The 15,610-nt window shown below is 51.7% G+C and carries 15 protein-coding genes; 6 read left to right on the top strand and 9 right to left on the bottom strand.

Annotated features, from left to right (window positions below; genetic code table 11):
* Positions 1 to 125: 125 nt before the first annotated feature.
* The 4 genes from moaE to modC all read left to right on the top strand — a co-directional run bounded on the left by moaE (position 126) and on the right by modC (position 3,168).
* A complete protein-coding gene (moaE, locus tag CDA54_RS18885; RefSeq protein WP_099036607.1) occupies positions 126 to 602 on the top strand; it encodes a molybdopterin synthase catalytic subunit MoaE in 477 nt (158 codons plus the stop codon).
* Positions 603 to 732: 130 nt separating this feature from the next.
* Entirely contained in the window at positions 733 to 1,434 is a 702-nt protein-coding gene (gene modA / locus CDA54_RS18880; protein WP_218962436.1) for a molybdate ABC transporter substrate-binding protein, read from the top strand.
* Complete coding sequence (gene modB, locus CDA54_RS18875) at positions 1,424 to 2,104, top strand: molybdate ABC transporter permease subunit (RefSeq protein WP_099036606.1); 681 nt, start codon at positions 1,424 to 1,426, stop codon at positions 2,102 to 2,104. The genes modA and modB overlap by 11 nt, the downstream gene beginning before the upstream one ends.
* Positions 2,101 to 3,168, top strand: a complete 1,068-nt coding sequence (gene modC / locus CDA54_RS18870; RefSeq protein WP_099036605.1) for a molybdenum ABC transporter ATP-binding protein — start codon at positions 2,101 to 2,103, stop codon at positions 3,166 to 3,168. Before modB ends, modC begins: the two co-directional genes overlap by 4 nt.
* Before the next feature lie 499 nt (positions 3,169 to 3,667).
* Here the strand turns inward: modC and CDA54_RS18865 are convergent, their stop codons facing one another.
* The 9 genes from CDA54_RS18865 to CDA54_RS18825 all read right to left on the bottom strand — a co-directional run bounded on the left by CDA54_RS18865 (position 3,668) and on the right by CDA54_RS18825 (position 13,556).
* On the bottom strand, positions 3,668 to 4,543 hold the full coding sequence (locus CDA54_RS18865) for an alpha/beta hydrolase (protein ID WP_099036604.1): 876 nt from the start codon (positions 4,541 to 4,543) through the stop codon (positions 3,668 to 3,670).
* Positions 4,544 to 4,602: 59 nt separating this feature from the next.
* A complete protein-coding gene (prpF, locus tag CDA54_RS18860; protein ID WP_099036603.1) occupies positions 4,603 to 5,799 on the bottom strand; it encodes a 2-methylaconitate cis-trans isomerase PrpF in 1,197 nt (398 codons plus the stop codon).
* The gene (locus tag CDA54_RS18855; RefSeq protein ID WP_099036602.1) at positions 5,792 to 6,004 is read right to left on the bottom strand and encodes a hypothetical protein; all 213 of its coding nucleotides are present in this window, start codon (positions 6,002 to 6,004) and stop codon (positions 5,792 to 5,794) included. The genes prpF and CDA54_RS18855 overlap by 8 nt, the downstream gene beginning before the upstream one ends.
* Positions 6,005 to 6,099: 95 nt before the next feature.
* Complete coding sequence (locus CDA54_RS18850) at positions 6,100 to 6,852, bottom strand: SDR family oxidoreductase (protein ID WP_099036601.1); 753 nt, start codon at positions 6,850 to 6,852, stop codon at positions 6,100 to 6,102.
* Positions 6,853 to 6,878: 26 nt separating this feature from the next.
* Positions 6,879 to 7,469 (bottom strand): LysE family translocator, encoded by a 591-nt coding sequence (locus CDA54_RS18845; protein ID WP_099036600.1) that lies wholly within the window; start codon positions 7,467 to 7,469, stop codon positions 6,879 to 6,881.
* An 82-nt stretch (positions 7,470 to 7,551) separates the two neighbouring features.
* Positions 7,552 to 10,140: a Fe/S-dependent 2-methylisocitrate dehydratase AcnD gene (acnD, locus tag CDA54_RS18840; protein ID WP_099036599.1), complete on the bottom strand. Its 2,589-nt coding sequence runs from the start codon at positions 10,138 to 10,140 to the stop codon at positions 7,552 to 7,554.
* A gap of 304 nt (positions 10,141 to 10,444) precedes the next feature.
* The gene (gene prpC, locus CDA54_RS18835; protein ID WP_099036598.1) at positions 10,445 to 11,569 is read right to left on the bottom strand and encodes a bifunctional 2-methylcitrate synthase/citrate synthase; all 1,125 of its coding nucleotides are present in this window, start codon (positions 11,567 to 11,569) and stop codon (positions 10,445 to 10,447) included.
* A 276-nt stretch (positions 11,570 to 11,845) separates the two neighbouring features.
* The gene (prpB, locus tag CDA54_RS18830) at positions 11,846 to 12,721 is read right to left on the bottom strand and encodes a methylisocitrate lyase (protein WP_099036597.1); all 876 of its coding nucleotides are present in this window, start codon (positions 12,719 to 12,721) and stop codon (positions 11,846 to 11,848) included.
* A 178-nt stretch (positions 12,722 to 12,899) separates the two neighbouring features.
* Positions 12,900 to 13,556, bottom strand: a complete 657-nt coding sequence (locus CDA54_RS18825; RefSeq protein ID WP_373286114.1) for a GntR family transcriptional regulator — start codon at positions 13,554 to 13,556, stop codon at positions 12,900 to 12,902.
* A gap of 197 nt (positions 13,557 to 13,753) precedes the next feature.
* Here CDA54_RS18825 and CDA54_RS18820 point away from each other — a divergent pair, with 197 nt between their 5' ends.
* Positions 13,754 to 15,250 (top strand): protein adenylyltransferase SelO, encoded by a 1,497-nt coding sequence (locus CDA54_RS18820; RefSeq protein WP_099036595.1) that lies wholly within the window; start codon positions 13,754 to 13,756, stop codon positions 15,248 to 15,250.
* A 46-nt stretch (positions 15,251 to 15,296) separates the two neighbouring features.
* Positions 15,297 to 15,602: an IS66 family insertion sequence element accessory protein TnpB gene (tnpB, locus tag CDA54_RS18815; RefSeq protein WP_099036594.1), complete on the top strand. Its 306-nt coding sequence runs from the start codon at positions 15,297 to 15,299 to the stop codon at positions 15,600 to 15,602.
* Positions 15,603 to 15,610: the final 8 nt, after the last annotated feature.

Raw genomic sequence — 15,610 nt, 5'->3', positions numbered from 1 at the left:
TTTAATATTAACCACAGAGCCACGGAGGACACAGAGGGTGAATGAGTGGAAAGTCCTCTGTGCTCTCTGTGCCTCTGTGGTGAATAAAAGTTTTTGTTTGTGGTGAATTTAAATGGATAACTCCTATGGCTGAGACCCATACCAACAATGCGGATTTTATTGCGGTGCAGAATGAAGACTTCTGTCTGGCGGCCGAATATGCAAAGCTGTGTGAAAATAACAGCAGTGATGGTGCCGTAGTGACTTTTACCGGGCTGGTGCGGGATCTGAATCAGGGCCAGCGTATAACCAGCCTGACACTGGAGCATTACCCGGCAATGACCGAAAAAGCATTACGGGAAATTGTGCATGATGCTCGCAACCGCTGGCAACTCGGCCGGGTGCGGGTGATCCACCGGGTCGGCAAACTGGCGCTTAGCGAGCAGATCGTGTTTGTGGGCATCAGCGCCCGCCATCGCGGAGATGCCTTCGCCGCCTGTGAGTTTATTATGGATTATTTAAAAACCCGCGCGCCATTCTGGAAAAAAGAACAAACCGAAAATGGCGAACATTGGGTAGAGGCCAAAGCATCGGATCAACAAAAAGCGCAGCAATGGAAGTAGTATGCCTGGTGGATTAACGCCAATATTATCCTGCAATTTCATCTGTAGGGTCCAATTTATTGGACCAAAAAACCTTATGGTAATACTGCTGTTACTATTTCCATTCACTGTTAACGGCGAACCTTTACAGGTGGCAGTAGCCAGTAATTTTAAGGCCACGCTGGAATCCCTCACCGGTATCTTTGAGCAGCAACATGGGCATAAAATCACTATCATCAGCGGCGCCACCGGCAAACAGTACGGCCAGATCCTGCAAGGGGCGCCCTTTGATGTGTTTCTTGCCGCCGATGCCAGACGCCCGGAATTGCTGGAACGACAAAGCAAGATAGTAAAAAACAGCCGTTTTACCTATGCCATCGGCCAGCTGGCTTTATATACCCCAAAGCATCCGCATCCTACACCGGAATTTCTTACAATAGGCCGCTTTAACCATCTGGCGATTGCCAACCCGCGTCTGGCGCCCTATGGCCTGGCCGCACAGCAATATCTTCAGAGCCTGAAACTGTGGCAGCCACTGCAAACTAAACTGGTTCGGGGAGAAAACATTAATCAGGCCTGGCAGTTTGTACACAGCGGTAACGCCGAAGCGGGCCTGCTGGCCTTAAGTCAGCTGCTTCAGGCTGATATTTCAAAGGATTATTATTGTCTGCTGCCAGCAGATGATTACGCCCCGGTTGTGCAACAGGCAGTGGTTCTGAAAATCAGCCCTGAGGCAACCGCATTTAGTGATTTTCTGCAAAGCGATACTGCCCGTAAGGTCATTGCACAGTGGGGCTACACCCTGCCCGACAGCAAAGACACAGACCACAAAGGTACAGCCCATGTTCGCTGACGGCGATCTGATGGCCCTGTGGCTGACCCTTAAACTCGCCTTTATCAGCACCCTTATTTTGCTGGTATTGGGCACGCCGCTGGCCTGGTGGCTGGCCCGCAGCCGCTGGCGGTTTAAATTTTTATTAGAAGCGATGATCGCCCTGCCACTGGTGCTGCCCCCAACGGTACTGGGCTTTTATCTGCTGCTGGCACTGGGGCCTGATGGCCCACTGGGCGCATTATCAGCCATGCTCGGCGGTGGTAGCCTGGCCTTTAGCTTTACCGGCCTGGTTATCGGCTCAGTGTTCTATTCTCTGCCCTTTGTGGTGCAACCACTGCAAAATGCCTTTGTGGCAATTCAGCCTGCCACCTTAGATGCTGCCGCCACCTTAAGAGCAGGGCCGCTGGACCGCTTTTTTACCATCGCTCTGCCCCTCGCCCGCCACGGCTTGCTCAGCGCGGCGGTATTAGGTTTTGCCCATACCTTAGGGGAATTTGGTGTGGTGCTGATGATCGGCGGCAATATTCCCGGCCAGACTCAGGTGGTTTCCATTGCCATCTATGAACATGTGGAAGCGCTGGAATACGGCGCCGCTCACGGCTTATCGGCATTATTGCTGGGCCTGTCTTTTATGCTGCTGCTGGGGATTTATGCCCTCAACCGGCGCTTTAAACTGGTCAGCCCATGAGTATCAGTGCCAGCCTGACTCTGAAGCGGGAGGACTTTGAGCTTAGCTGTACCTTTGATCTGCCGGATAAAGGCATCAGCGCTCTGTTTGGCCCCTCGGGCTGTGGTAAAACCACCCTGCTGCGCTGTATTGCCGGGCTGGAGAGAAACTGCACCGGCATCCTGTCGGTTCAGGGCCATGTCTGGCAGGATCACAACCGCTTTGTGCCTGCCCATCAGCGACAACTGGGTTTTGTGTTTCAACAGCCCGGCCTGTTTGCCCACTTAAGTGCACTGGGCAATATCCGCTATGCGCAAAAACGGGCCTGGCCGGGCGACAATGATAAAACCATTGAAATAGACGGGCTGATTAACCTTTTAGGCCTTGAACCGTTGCTTGAGCGCAAGCCCCATGCCCTTTCCGGAGGAGAACAGCAGCGGGTGGCCATTGCCCGGGCGCTGGCCATTAACCCGGCCCTGTTAATCATGGATGAGCCTTTGTCGGCACTGGATTATCAGCGTAAGCAGGAGATCCTGCCCTATTTGCAAAGATTGCATAGAGAACTGGCGATCCCAATACTTTATGTCAGTCACAGCCGCGATGAGATTGCCCAACTGGCCGATACCTTGCTACTGATGGAAAATGGCCGAATCAATGCACAAGGCCCGCTGTATGAATTACTGACCAGAATGGATTTGCCCCTGGCCCGGCGCAGCGACGCCACCGTGGTGATCAGAGCGCGCAGTGCCGCTCAGGAGCCGGAATATTGTTTAACCCGTCTGGATACGGAAATCGGCGAATTATTGCTGCCCGGACTGCACTCAGCCAATGGCGAATTCAGGGTGCAGATCCACGCCAGAGATGTAAGTCTGTGTCTTGAGCGCCCGGAACATTCGAGCATACTGAATATCCTCAGCGCACAGGTAGACACATTACAGCAAGAGCCTCAAGGCCAGATGCTGGTCAGGCTTAAAGCCGGTAAGGCAATATTGCTGGCCAGAATCAGTCAGAAATCTGCCGCCCGGCTGAATCTAAAACCCGGCCTGCATCTATATGCCCAGATCAAAACCGCCGCCCTGGTATAACCGGCGAGTAATCAGCCACAACAAGCCCTGTTCACGGTAGAGAACACTGAGATTTGAATCTCATCACATCTGCGCCCCTGCCAGATTAAACACAAAAGTCTGGGATCTGGCAGTAGCTTTCTTCGTGCTCTTCGAGCGCTTCGTGGTCCGAAAGAAAGCCTTTAACCACGAAGGACGCGAAGAGCACGAAGGCGGCAACAGATTGACTCTTTGAAACCTTTTCGCCTCTGCGAGAGCAAACAAATTAAAGCCGGGTATCTCGCAGAGGCGCAGAGGTCGCAAAGAAAAACATAAACCTGCCCCGTCTTTCTGTTCGTGCCTTTAGTGTTTTTCGTGGTTGAATGCTTTTTAACCAGCCATACAAAGTACTAAATTTTATCCAGGCATCGCTAAGCTATCCAGAATACAGCACCTTCTTATGAGCGATTGGTTTTTCAGTTCTCAGCGCCTTTGCGCCTCAGAATACACAGATTATGATGGCTGATTTTTTTCATCAGGATCATGGTTTTTGTTCCTGCAAATAGTCCTGCAGCCTGGTCATAAACAGCCCGTAGGCCGGTGTTTGGGGATGCAACCAGTCAAAGTGCCCGGCGCGAGGTAATATGTGATGTTCAAAGCCGTTACTCTGTGTCAGGGGCACAATACTGTCCTGCTCACCATGTAGTAAATACACTGAGGAGGGGAGTTTATCAGCACTGATCTGTGCCTGCTGATAGGCCTCTGGTACCTGTAATGACGAGCCTCCCATAAATCCGGCCGCGGCCTTTTGACAGCCGTTATCACCCAGGGCGTATTCAGAAATATCGGTAATCGCGGCAAGACCAATCACCGCATCCAGGGATGGCACATCATTGTGCTGCGCTGCCAGCAATGCCAGATGACCACCAGCCGAGTGACCCGTCAGAACCACACGCTCCAGGTCTACGGGGAAATCTTGCAGTTGTCTGATATGACTGATGCCTGCTATTACATCTTCCAGGCTGCCCGGCCAGCCGCCTCCGGGATCGCCGCTGCGCCGGTATTCTAAAGACCACACTGCAAAACCGCTATCGGCCAGGGCGGTACTTAAGGGGTAACTATGGCGGATATCATATGCACTTAACCAGCAGCCACCGTGCACAAAAATAACCAGAGGTGCGGGATTATCAGCGCTGGCACGTTGAGGCAACCATAGTCCACCGAATTGCAATGATTGCGGACCATAGTTAAGCCTGTGGTCCGCCTCTCTCCAGGGCAAGGCGGTTATGTTCTGGTAACTGACATTCTCAACTATGCTTGCAGTACCTGTTTCTGCAACCGGACCTGCAGCATTGACAATATTGCTGCCAGAGCCCAGCGCTATCAGATAAACCAGCAAACGGCCCGCAAGCACCATGATGTCACCCCTGATGATTTTGTGATGACACTAGGGGATTTTTCGCCCTTGTGCAATCCTTATTCAGTTTCCTCATCGGCAGCAGGTACCCTGACCCAGCCTTCCATTAAGACTCTGGCGCTGCGGCTCATAATGGCCTTTTCTACCTGCCATTGGCCGTTTTCCAGTACCGCTTTGGCGCCTACCTGCAAGGTACCCGAGGGATGGCCAAAGGTCACCGACTCACGCTCAACACCTCCTGCGGCCTGATTAACCAGGGTGCCGGGAATGGCTGCAGCCACGGCAATGGCCACGGCAGCCGTACCCATCATAGCGTGGTGCAATTTACCCATGGACAGGGCCCGCACCAATATATCGATATCTTCAGCATTAACCGCTTTCCCGCTTGAGGCGGTATAGCTGACCGGGGGTGCCACAAAGGCGATTTTCGGGGTATGCTGGCGTGCAGCGGCCTGACTTAAATCGCTGATCAGCCCCATTTTCAGTGCCCCATGGGCGCGCAATGCTTCAAAGCGCTCCAGCGCTTTGGAGTCGCCGTTGATGACGTCCTGCAATTCAGTGCCGCTATAGCCAATATCGTTCGCATTTACAAAAATGGTGGGAATACCGGCATTGATCAGAGTGGCTTTGAGTTTACCGCCTGACACCAGATGCTCCGGCACTGCTAATTCATCCACCAGATTGCCGGTGGGGAACACCGCCCCTTCGCCATCGGCCGGGTGCATAAATTCCACTTTGACTTCGGCGGCGGGAAAGGTCACACCATCGAGTTCAAAATCGCCGGTTTCCTGCACCTGTCCATCAGTGATGGGGATATGGGCAATAATGGTTTTCTCGATATTAGCCTGCCAGATACGTACCACGGCAACACCGTTTTGCGGGATGCGGTTCTTATCCACCAGCTCGTTACTGATGGCAAAGGCCCCCACCGCAGCGGTAAGATTGCCACAATTACCGCTCCAGTCGATAAAAGGCTTGTCGATGGCGACCTGGCCGAACAGGTAATCCACATCGTGATCCGGCTTTGTGCTTTTTGACAAAATCACCGTTTTGCTGGTGCTGGAGGTGGCCCCGCCCATACCGTCGGTATGCTTGGCGTATGGGTCCGGGCTGCCAATAACACGCAGCAGCAATGCATCACGCTCCGGCCCCGGCTTCTGCGCCACCTCAGGCAGATCCTTAAGGCAGAAAAACACCCCTTTGGATGTACCGCCACGCATATAGGTGGCAGGAATACGCAGCTGGGGTTTAAACATGACAGCCTCCGATTTTGTTAGGGTTAAAGGCGGTACATCCGCGGCCAAGGGACTGGCCGCCAGGCACGAATGTGCCTGCGAGCAAGGAAAAATCGCATTTTTTCGCCGCGACGGCGATAAATTCAGGGAAGAATTTAGCGCCTGAAAATAGTCTGCCGCCACGCATATAGGTGGCAGGGATTTTGAATTGCGGTTTAAACTTCATACTTTATTCCTGTAATAAACTGGCGTTTATTGTCACGATTAGATGGACCAAAGCCGTAACGAAAAAGCTGTCGCTGTGCCTGATATGAGTATGCATTACAAGCCCCCGGTAGTATCGATAAAGCTACCCGTTACGAAGGAAGACCTGTCAGTGGCTAACCAGAGTATGGCTTCAGCGACTTCTGCAGGTTGGCCGCCGCGTTGTAAGGGGATCTTCGATTTCAACCTTTCTACGCGATCCGGCTCGCCACCAGAACTATGCATCTGTGTATAAATGAGACCTGGCCGAACAGCGTTCACCCGGACACCCTCCTGTGCAACTTCCAGTGCCAGTCCCCGGGTCAACGTATCGACAGCACCTTTAGAAGCGGCGTAGTCAATATACTCGTTGGGCGAACCGCTCTTCGAGGCAGCAGAGGAAACGTTGACAATAGCGCCTCCCGCACCACCATTTTTTGTAGACATGCGTTTTATGGCTTCTTTTGAGCACAAAAAACAACTTAAAACGTTCTTCCTCAGCACTTCGATAAAACGCGCTTCCGAAATCTCCTCCAGCCGACACTGAGGCATTAGTATGGCTGCGTTGTTGACCAATACAGATACAGGTCCCAACTCCCGGTCTACTGTTTCAAATAATCTGGCAACGTCATTAGCCGACGACACATCTGCCTTGACGGTTATACAGTGCCCACCATCCTTTAGTATCTGATTTTTTACGCCATCAGCAGCTTTGGCGTTGGAGACATAATTAACGCAAACGGAATACCCATTTCTGGCCAGAAGCTTCGCTGCTTCAGCACCAATACCTCTGCCTGAACCGGTAACAACAGCTACCTTATCCACAGCCATTTAGTCTCCTTTATATCAGGTTAGCCTTAAACCAACGCATAAATAACAGCTCCAAGCATGAGTAATGCAAACGCGATTCGAATGACTCTTGCTTGTATTGGGTGTGAAAAAACCGGCTTTAAAATACCACCAAGACATAACCATAGGGCGTCAACAACCGTTGCCACAAGTAAGCACGTTATACCTGTAATGATATATCCAACCGCAGAATCTTCGAACGGAAGAAGAAACTGAGAAAATATTGCCAGAAATGCAGCATAAGCTTTTGGATTTAAAAGATTTAGTATAAATCCGTCTTTGAATCCGGGCGCCGATTGAAAGGCATTACTTGCAACTACAGGGGCTGACGCTATTTTGCATGCAAGGTAAGCAATATAAACAGCGCCAAGCAATTGAAAAGTAGTTTTAATGTTTGGAAATGATGCAAACAATGCCGCTAAACCAGCCGTAGCACCAATAATGGCAAACGACAGGCCTGACAAGATCCCAAGCAGAAATGGCGTACCTCTTTTGACCCCGTATATAGCCCCGGTCGCTGCCAGGGCTAAAGGTGCAGGCCCCGGAGATCCCAAAAGTAAACCTGTTGCTATAACTAAAGACAAAAGTGGCTCTAACAATTTGAAACTCCATATTGAGTTATCAGCTATCAGCCTGCAGTTTTACTCAGAAAACTGCCCACTGAAAACTGACCATTGCTCTTTAGTTGCTCTGCAGAAAGTCCTTGGCAAAGCGCTGCAGTACACCGCCCGCTTCATAAATAGACAGCTCTTCGGCGGTATCCAGACGGCATTTCACCTGCACCTCCTCGTTGCTGCCATCTTTACGGTGGATCATCAGGGTCAGCATGGCGCCAGGAGAAGGTTCGCCTTTCACATCGAAGGTTTCACTGCCATCAATGTTCAGGCTGTTGCGGTTCTCGCCTTCGGTGAATTCCAGCGGCAATACGCCCATACCAATCAGGTTGGTACGGTGAATGCGCTCAAAACCTTCAGCCACAATTACTTCTACCCCGGCCAGACGCACGCCTTTTGCAGCCCAGTCACGGGATGAGCCCTGACCATAGTCAGCACCGGCGATAATGATCAGCGGCTGCTTACGCTGCATATAGGTTTCAATCGCATCCCACATGCGCATCACCTTACCTTCTGGCTCAAGCCGGGTCAGCGAGCCCTGAATAACCTCACCTTTTTCATCCCGCACCATTTCATTAAACAGCTTGGGATTGGCCAGAGTCGCCCGCTGTGCGGTCAGATGGTCACCGCGGTGGGTGGCATAGGAATTAAAATCTTCCTCCGGCAGACCCATTTCTGCCAGATATTCACCGGCGGCGCTGTCCAGCATAATGGCATTGGAGGGCGATAAATGATCTGTGGTGATATTATCTCCCAGTACCGCCAGCGCACGCATACCCTGCATATCGGGCTTACCCACAAAGGCGCCCTGCCAATAAGGCGGGCGGCGAATGTAGGTACTTTTTTCTCGCCAGTCGTACAGGGGGGTGGTGTCTTCGCCGTAATCCACGCTCAGATCAAACATGGGGTCGTAGACCTCACGATACTGCTCAGGCTTAACCGCCTGTTTGACGATGGCGCTAATCTCTTCGTCATCGGGCCAGATATCCTTCAGCGTTACCGGATTACCTTGCGCATCATAACCCAGGGGATCTTTTTCGATATCAAAGCGAATACTGCCGGCAATAGCATAGGCCACCACCAAAGGCGGTGAGGCCAGAAAGGCATTTTTGGCATAAGGGTGAATCCGGCCATCAAAGTTACGATTACCGGAGATCACTGCCACCGAATACAGGTCGCGATCGACGATTTCCTTCTGGATTTCAGGATCCAGAGCCCCGCTCATACCGTTACAGGTGGTACAGGCATAGCCCACCACGCCAAAACCCAGCTTCTCAAGTTCCGACAACAGCCCGGCTTCTTCAAGGTAGGTTTTCACGGTTTTTGAACCCGGTGCAGTGGAGCTTTTTACCCAGGGTTTACGGGTCAAACCCAGCTTATTGGCATTGCGGGCAATTAAACCCGCGGAAATCATATTGCGCGGATTACTGGTATTGGTACAGCTGGTGATGGCGGCGATAATCACCGCGCCATCGGGCATTTTACCCTCTTCCTGCTCATATTTACCGGCAATACCGCGCTTAACCAGATCCGATGCAGGCAGCAACGCGTGGGGATTGGACGGCCCGGCCAGCGTGCGGCGCACCGAAGATAAATCAAACGTCAGCACTTTTTCATATTCGGCGGTTTTGAGGCTATCGCTCCAAAGCCCGGTGTGTCTGGCGAATTTCTCCACCAGCTCAACCTGTTTGTCTTCACGGCCGGTCAGGGTCAGATAATCGGTAGTTTGTTTATCGATATAAAACATCGCCGCTGTAGCGCCATATTCCGGTGTCATATTGGAAATGGTGGCGCGGTCGCCAATTGACAGGCTGTCGGCCCCTTCGCCATAAAATTCCAGATAGGCGCCCACGACCCGCTGTTTACGCAAAAAGTCGGTCAGTGCCAGTACCATATCGGTGCTGGTGATACCGGGTTGTAGTTTACCGCTCAGTTCTACACCGATAATATCCGGCAGGCGCATATAAGAAGCGCGGCCAAGCATCACGCTTTCCGCTTCCAGCCCGCCAACGCCGATGGAAATCACGCCCAGCGCATCCACCATCGGCGTGTGGCTGTCGGTACCTACGCAGGTATCCACAAAGGCCACATTGTCTTTGACCTGCACCACAGGCGACATTTTCTCCAGATTAATCTGGTGCATAATGCCGTTGCCTGGTGGAATTACATCGACATTCTTAAAGGCGGTTTTGGTCCAGTTAATAAAGTGGAAGCGATCTTCGTTGCGTCTGTCTTCAATGGCACGGTTTTTTTCAAAGGCATCGCCTTCAAAACCGGCATGTTCCACTGCCAGACTGTGATCCACAATTAACTGGGTCGGTACCACCGGGTTCACTTTGGCCGGATCGCCGCCTTGTTCGGCGATGGCATCCCGCAGGCCAGCTAAGTCAACCAGTGCCGTCTGGCCGAGAATATCATGGCAAACTACCCGCGCCGGATACCAGGGAAAGTCCAGATCCCGCTTACGGTAAATCAGCTGTTTGAGGGCATCGGTAAGCTGGTCTGGCTCGCAGCGACGCACCAGATTTTCTGCCAGCACTCTGGAGGTGTAAGGCAGTCTGGCGTAGGCACCGGCTTCGATTTCATCCACCGCCGCCTGAGTATCAAAATACTCCAGGCTGGTGCCCGGCAAGGATTTACGGTATTGGGTATTCATTATTCCCCCTTTTGTATCTGGTCTTTGTTGGGCTGTAGGGGCGAATTTATTCGCCTGACAGGGCCTGGTTTGAACCTGGATAGCCCAATAAATTGGGCCCTACAATCTCCGCGAAAAGCAATCTCACCACAGAGACACAGAGGTCACGGAGATTTATCCATTGATGGCCTACATACCTCTGTGCTCTCTGTGACTCTGTGGTTAATCTTTTTCAACCACGAACCACACTAAAAGCACGAACAAGTTATCAGTTGCCAGGTTTCAGTTATCAGCCACTGGCAACTGAACCCTGATAGCTGATGACTTAATCCCGCTCAGCCATAGGCGGCACTTTGCGCGGCGCTTCACCGTTATAATCGGCCGAGGGGCGGATAATGCGGTTATCGGCCCGCTGTTCCATCACATGGGCGGCCCAGCCGGTCAGCCGGGACATCACAAAGATCGGCGTAAACAGCTTGGTGGGAATGCCCATAAAGTGATAGGCCGAAGCATGGAAGAAGTCGGCATTACAGAACAGTTTCTTCTCTCGCCACATCACTTCTTCACAGCGCTCGGAAACCGGATACAACACGGTGTCACCCACATCCTCGGCAAGTTTTTTGGCCCAGGTTTTGATCACTTCGTTGCGTGGATCAGAGTCTGAATAAATGGCATGGCCAAAGCCCATGATTTTCTCTTTACGCTCCAGTTTGCCTAACATTTCTTTCTCGGCATGATCCGGCGAGGTAAAGCCTTCGATCATTTCCATGGCCGCCTCGTTAGCACCGCCATGTAGTGGGCCACGCAGAGAACCGATGGCACCGGTAACACAGGAGTGCATATCCGATAAGGTGGACGCACAAACCCGCGCAGTAAAGGTCGAAGCATTAAACTCATGCTCTGCATAGAGGATCAGGGATACATGCATCACCTGCTCGTGCAGACTGTTGGATTTTTTACCGTGCAGCATATGCAAAAAGTGAGCGCCGATAGAGTCGTCATCGGTTTCTACATCGATACGCACACCGTCATGGGAATAGCGATACCAGTAACAGATAATGCTGGGAAAACAGGCCAGCATACGGTCGGTAGCCTGTTGCTGTTGATCAAAACTTTCTTCTGTTTCCAGGTTACCCAACATGGAGCAGCCAGTGCGCAGTACATCCATAGGATGGGCATCGGCAGGAATACGCTCCAGCACTTCTTTTAAGGCATCAGGCAGGCCACGCAGACTGCGCAGAGTCTGTTTATATTCATTCAGCTCCTGCTGATTAGGCAATTTGCCTTTTAAGATTAGATACGCCACTTCTTCAAACTGGCACTGTTTGGCCAGATCTTTAATATCATAGCCGCGATAGGTTAAGCCCGAACCGGATTTACCCACAGTAGAAAGGGCCGTTTTACCTGCTACCTGGCCGCGTAATCCGGCCCCTTTTAGTACTTTTGCCATTCGATGTTCTCCTGAAAATTTTGCTGTTATTAAATTTGTTTGTTCACCATCGGCCACAAAGCCAATTAAAAGCCTTTCTAACCACAGAGACACAGAGGGCACAGAGGTTTACCCGCTGATAACGTCTATACCTCCGTGTTCTCTTTTTGAACACTCAGTTCTCTGTAGGGGCGAATTTATTCGCCTGACAGAGTCTGTATTGAGCCCTTGAGACCCAATAAATTGGGCCCTACAATCTCTGTGCGCTTCGTGCCTCTGTGGTGAAAATGCTTTTTCTTACTCTTTGCCCTTGGCGAAGAGCTGGTCCAGTTTTTGTTCATACTGGTGATAGTCCAGATAATCATACAGCTCCATCCGGGTCTGCATGGCATCCACCACCGCTTTCTGATCGCCCTGCTCAAGAATCGTCTGATACACATTTTCGGCCGCCTTGTTCATGGCCCGGAATGCACTTAAGGGATACAGCACCATTGCCGCGCCCCACTCACCCAGTTGCGCCTTGTTCCACAGCTCGGTTTTACCAAACTCGGTAATATTGGCCAGAATCGGCACATCCAACGCTTGTGCAAAGGCCCGATAATGCTCTTCGGTCTGAATGGCTTCGGCAAAAATGCCGTCGGCACCGGCCTCAACATAAGCTTTAGCGCGGGCTATGGCGGCCTCTAAGCCCTCCTGAGCAAAAGCGTCGGTACGGGCCATAATAAAAAAGTCCGGGTCAGTGCGGGCATCTACCGCCGCCTTGATGCGATCCACCATTTCTGCAGTGGAGACAATTTCTTTATTCGGGCGGTGGCCGCAACGCTTTTGCGCCACCTGATCTTCCATATGTACCGCCGCCGCACCGGCTTTTTCCATATCGCGGATGGTCTTGGCGATATTAAAGGCGCCACCCCAGCCGGTATCGATATCTACCAATAAGGGTAGATCACAGGCAGCGGTAATGCGCTGCACATCTACCAGTACATCGTTTAACGACGTCATCCCCAGATCAGGCAGGCCATAGGAGGCATTCGCCACCCCGCCACCGGACAGGTAAATGGCCTGATGACCGATTTTTTTCGCCATGATGGCGGCGTAGGCATTAATGGTCCCTACAATCTGCAGAGGCTGGTTGTCGGCCAGCGCCTGACGAAATTTCTTACCTGCACTCATAGTCTTTCCTCTGTTTGCATAAATTGTATTATCTGATCTTTCGATTTAATCAACCTTACACACTCGGGTGCTGTTGTTGTAATTGTGAACTCTCCACAGCATGGATGCTGTGGCGAAGCGTCCATGGATGGATTTACCGCGTGTTCTCAATTACAACAACAGCATCCGCTACCCTTGGCTACTTACCTTCCAGTTTGGCGGCAATATTATTTTTTGAATACAGAATATGGCGTCGCATCAGCATTTCTGCCAGTTCTTCATCACGATGCGATATGGCCTGCACAATATGCCGGTGTTCATCAAAAGCAGTGGTCACCCTGGGGCCGGCCATGCCCAGCTGCACCCGGTACATACGCACCAGATGATAAATGCCATTGAGCAGCATGGAGATCAGATGCTGATTTTTACTCCCCATTATAATGCGGTAATGAAAATCCACGTCACCGGCCTCCTGATAATAGGACTGCCCCTGTTTCACTTCCTGAAAATGGCTGCTGAGCAGGTCATTCAGGCCGCTGACTTCTTCATCTGTCATATTGTTGGCCGCCAGCCGTGCCGCCATGCCTTCCAGCGATTCCCTGACCTGATATAATTGCACCAACCCTTGCGGGCTCAGTGCCACAACCCGCGCACCTATATTGGCTTTGCGCTCAACCAGATTACAGGTTTCCAGACGATTGATGGCTTCACGGACCACCGCACGGCTGACCTGATACTTTGTCGACAATTCGGTTTCGCTGAGTTTTGAGCCTGAAGCAATCTGACCTTCGACAATGTCTTTGCGTAAGCGGAAAAAGGTTTTATCCGCGGATGTGATGGGTTGTTCGCTCAACATATTCAACAGAAAAACAGTGCCTGATTTCGAAAAGTGTCGACAATATAGACTCGATATCACAAATCGTCAAATAAAAACCGATATATTGTCGACAAAATGCAATTTTCGGACTGACTACCTCTGACTGTTGCTGTGCTTGCTAAACTGAACTAGGCTGCCGCTATTGGCTTTGCCACAAAACCCAAAACGGAGATCGAATGTCAGAAATAAAGCTGTCCCTGCAATACACCTACCTCAAAGCCCTGCCAGAGGGTTGTATCGAATGGCAGCCGGATACTATTGACTCGCCTGAACTGGTGTATCTGAACCGGCCACTGGCAAAACAGTTAGCTTTGGAGCTGGAGACTGCTGAGGACAATACACTGGCGTTATTTTTTGCCGGTAATAATCTGCCAGAGACGACCAAACCCTTTGCCCAGGCCTACACCGGCCATCAGTTTGGCCATCTGGCGCCCATGCTCGGCGATGGCCGTGCGGTGGTTCTCGGTGAATGGCTCGACAACGACAAGCAACGCTGGGATCTGGCCTTAAAAGGCTCTGGCCGTACGCCTTTTTCCCGTGGTGGTGACGGGAAAGCGGCCCTTGGCCCGATGCTGCGTGAAGTGTTGCTCAGCGAAGCTTTGTATCACCTGGGCATTCCCACAACCCGCAGCCTTGGGGTTGTTGCGACCCATGAACAGGTGCAACGCCAGCACCCCTTACCCGGGGCTATACTTACACGGGTGGCAGCAAGCCATATCCGTATCGGTACCTTTGAGTATTTCTCTGCCCGGAACGACATTACCAGCCTCACTGCGCTGGCCGATTATACCCTTAAACGCCACTACCCGGATTTAGCGCAACAGCCCCCCCCCTATCTGGCCATGCTGGAAGCGGTAATGGACAAACAGGCAGCACTGGTAGCGAGCTGGATTAATCACGGCTTTATTCACGGCGTGATGAACACTGACAATACTACCCTCTCTGGTGAAACCATCGATTACGGCCCCTGCGCCTTTATGGAACAGTATAAGCCCGGCGCCGTGTTCAGCTCTATTGATCAGCATGGCCGTTACGCCTATGCCAACCAACCTAAGATCATGCACTGGAATCTGGCCCGTTTTGCCGAAACCTTACTGCCACTGCTTGATGGAGAAGATGAAAAAAAAGTCGAAGTGCTGACAGAAACCATCAACCGCTTTGCGGATATGTACCGCCGTTACCTGCTGCAAGGCCAGCGGCAAAAACTCGGACTGTTTTACAGCGAGGATAATAACGACACGGAACTGACTGAACGCTGGCTCGATCTGCTGCACCAGAACAAGGTGGATTTTACCCTGGCCTGGCGTTATCTCAGTGATGTATTAAGGGGCAATACGGAGCCCTTAATAAAGCTGTTTGACGATCAGGACGGCCTCAACAGCTGGCTTAAAGACTGGCAGCAGCGCCTACAAAACGACCAGCCGGATGGCGGTGAATTCACCTCAGCACAACGGGCTGCAAAGATGAATACCATTAACCCTTTTGTTATTGCCCGCAACCATATGGTAGAAGCGGCACTCACTGCCGCCAGCGATGAAAATGACTACAGCCTGTTTAACGATCTGCTCAGTGCCCTGCAACAGCCTTTTGAGGAAAATACCCAAACCCGGCCCTTTGCCACCCCGGCACCAGAGGATTTTACCGAACGTTATCAGACCTTTTGTGGTACCTGATCTGCTGGGGTAAGCGTCCGGGCAACCCCACCTTCATTTCAATCACCTGATCCACCAAGNTGGCCTGAGTAATATTGTTGCCTATGACCTGGAGCAGGAGCCCTGTTCGGAACAACTCTTTGTGTTCTGTGGCCGCCGCCGCGATAAAATTAAAATGCTGCAGTGGGTCAACAATGGCTTCTGGCTGTACTACAAGCGTTTAGAAAAAGGCACGTTCCAATGGCCAGGGATTGAGGATGACGAACTGGCCCTGACCATTAGCACACGCCAGCTGAACTGGTTACTGGAAGGCTTGCCGCTGGTACAGGATAAGGCCCATCCCAGCCTGACTTACCGTTACCATGCCTGTTGAGCCTTATA

The sequence above is a fragment of the Lacimicrobium alkaliphilum genome, assembly GCF_002591895.1.
Lineage (GTDB): Bacteria > Pseudomonadota > Gammaproteobacteria > Enterobacterales > Alteromonadaceae > Lacimicrobium > Lacimicrobium alkaliphilum.
This window is presented reverse-complemented; position numbering and strand designations above follow the sequence as displayed.

What these genes read in the sequence shown, in the direction of transcription:
- moaE (WP_099036607.1), top strand. Translation starts at nt 126, where the DNA reads ATGGCTGAGACCCATACCAACAATGCGGATTTTATTGCGGTGCAGAAT.
- modB (WP_099036606.1), top strand. Translation starts at nt 1,424, where the DNA reads ATGTTCGCTGACGGCGATCTGATGGCCCTGTGGCTGACCCTTAAACTC.
- modC (WP_099036605.1), top strand. Translation starts at nt 2,101, where the DNA reads ATGAGTATCAGTGCCAGCCTGACTCTGAAGCGGGAGGACTTTGAGCTT.
- CDA54_RS18865 (WP_099036604.1), bottom strand. Translation starts at nt 4,543, where the DNA reads ATGGTGCTTGCGGGCCGTTTGCTGGTTTATCTGATAGCGCTGGGCTCT.
- prpF (WP_099036603.1), bottom strand. Translation starts at nt 5,799, where the DNA reads ATGTTTAAACCCCAGCTGCGTATTCCTGCCACCTATATGCGTGGCGGT.
- CDA54_RS18855 (WP_099036602.1), bottom strand. Translation starts at nt 6,004, where the DNA reads ATGAAGTTTAAACCGCAATTCAAAATCCCTGCCACCTATATGCGTGGC.
- CDA54_RS18850 (WP_099036601.1), bottom strand. Translation starts at nt 6,852, where the DNA reads ATGGCTGTGGATAAGGTAGCTGTTGTTACCGGTTCAGGCAGAGGTATT.
- acnD (WP_099036599.1), bottom strand. Translation starts at nt 10,140, where the DNA reads ATGAATACCCAATACCGTAAATCCTTGCCGGGCACCAGCCTGGAGTAT.
- prpC (WP_099036598.1), bottom strand. Translation starts at nt 11,569, where the DNA reads ATGGCAAAAGTACTAAAAGGGGCCGGATTACGCGGCCAGGTAGCAGGT.
- prpB (WP_099036597.1), bottom strand. Translation starts at nt 12,721, where the DNA reads ATGAGTGCAGGTAAGAAATTTCGTCAGGCGCTGGCCGACAACCAGCCT.
- CDA54_RS18825 (WP_373286114.1), bottom strand. Translation starts at nt 13,556, where the DNA reads ATGTTGAGCGAACAACCCATCACATCCGCGGATAAAACCTTTTTCCGC.
- CDA54_RS18820 (WP_099036595.1), top strand. Translation starts at nt 13,754, where the DNA reads ATGTCAGAAATAAAGCTGTCCCTGCAATACACCTACCTCAAAGCCCTG.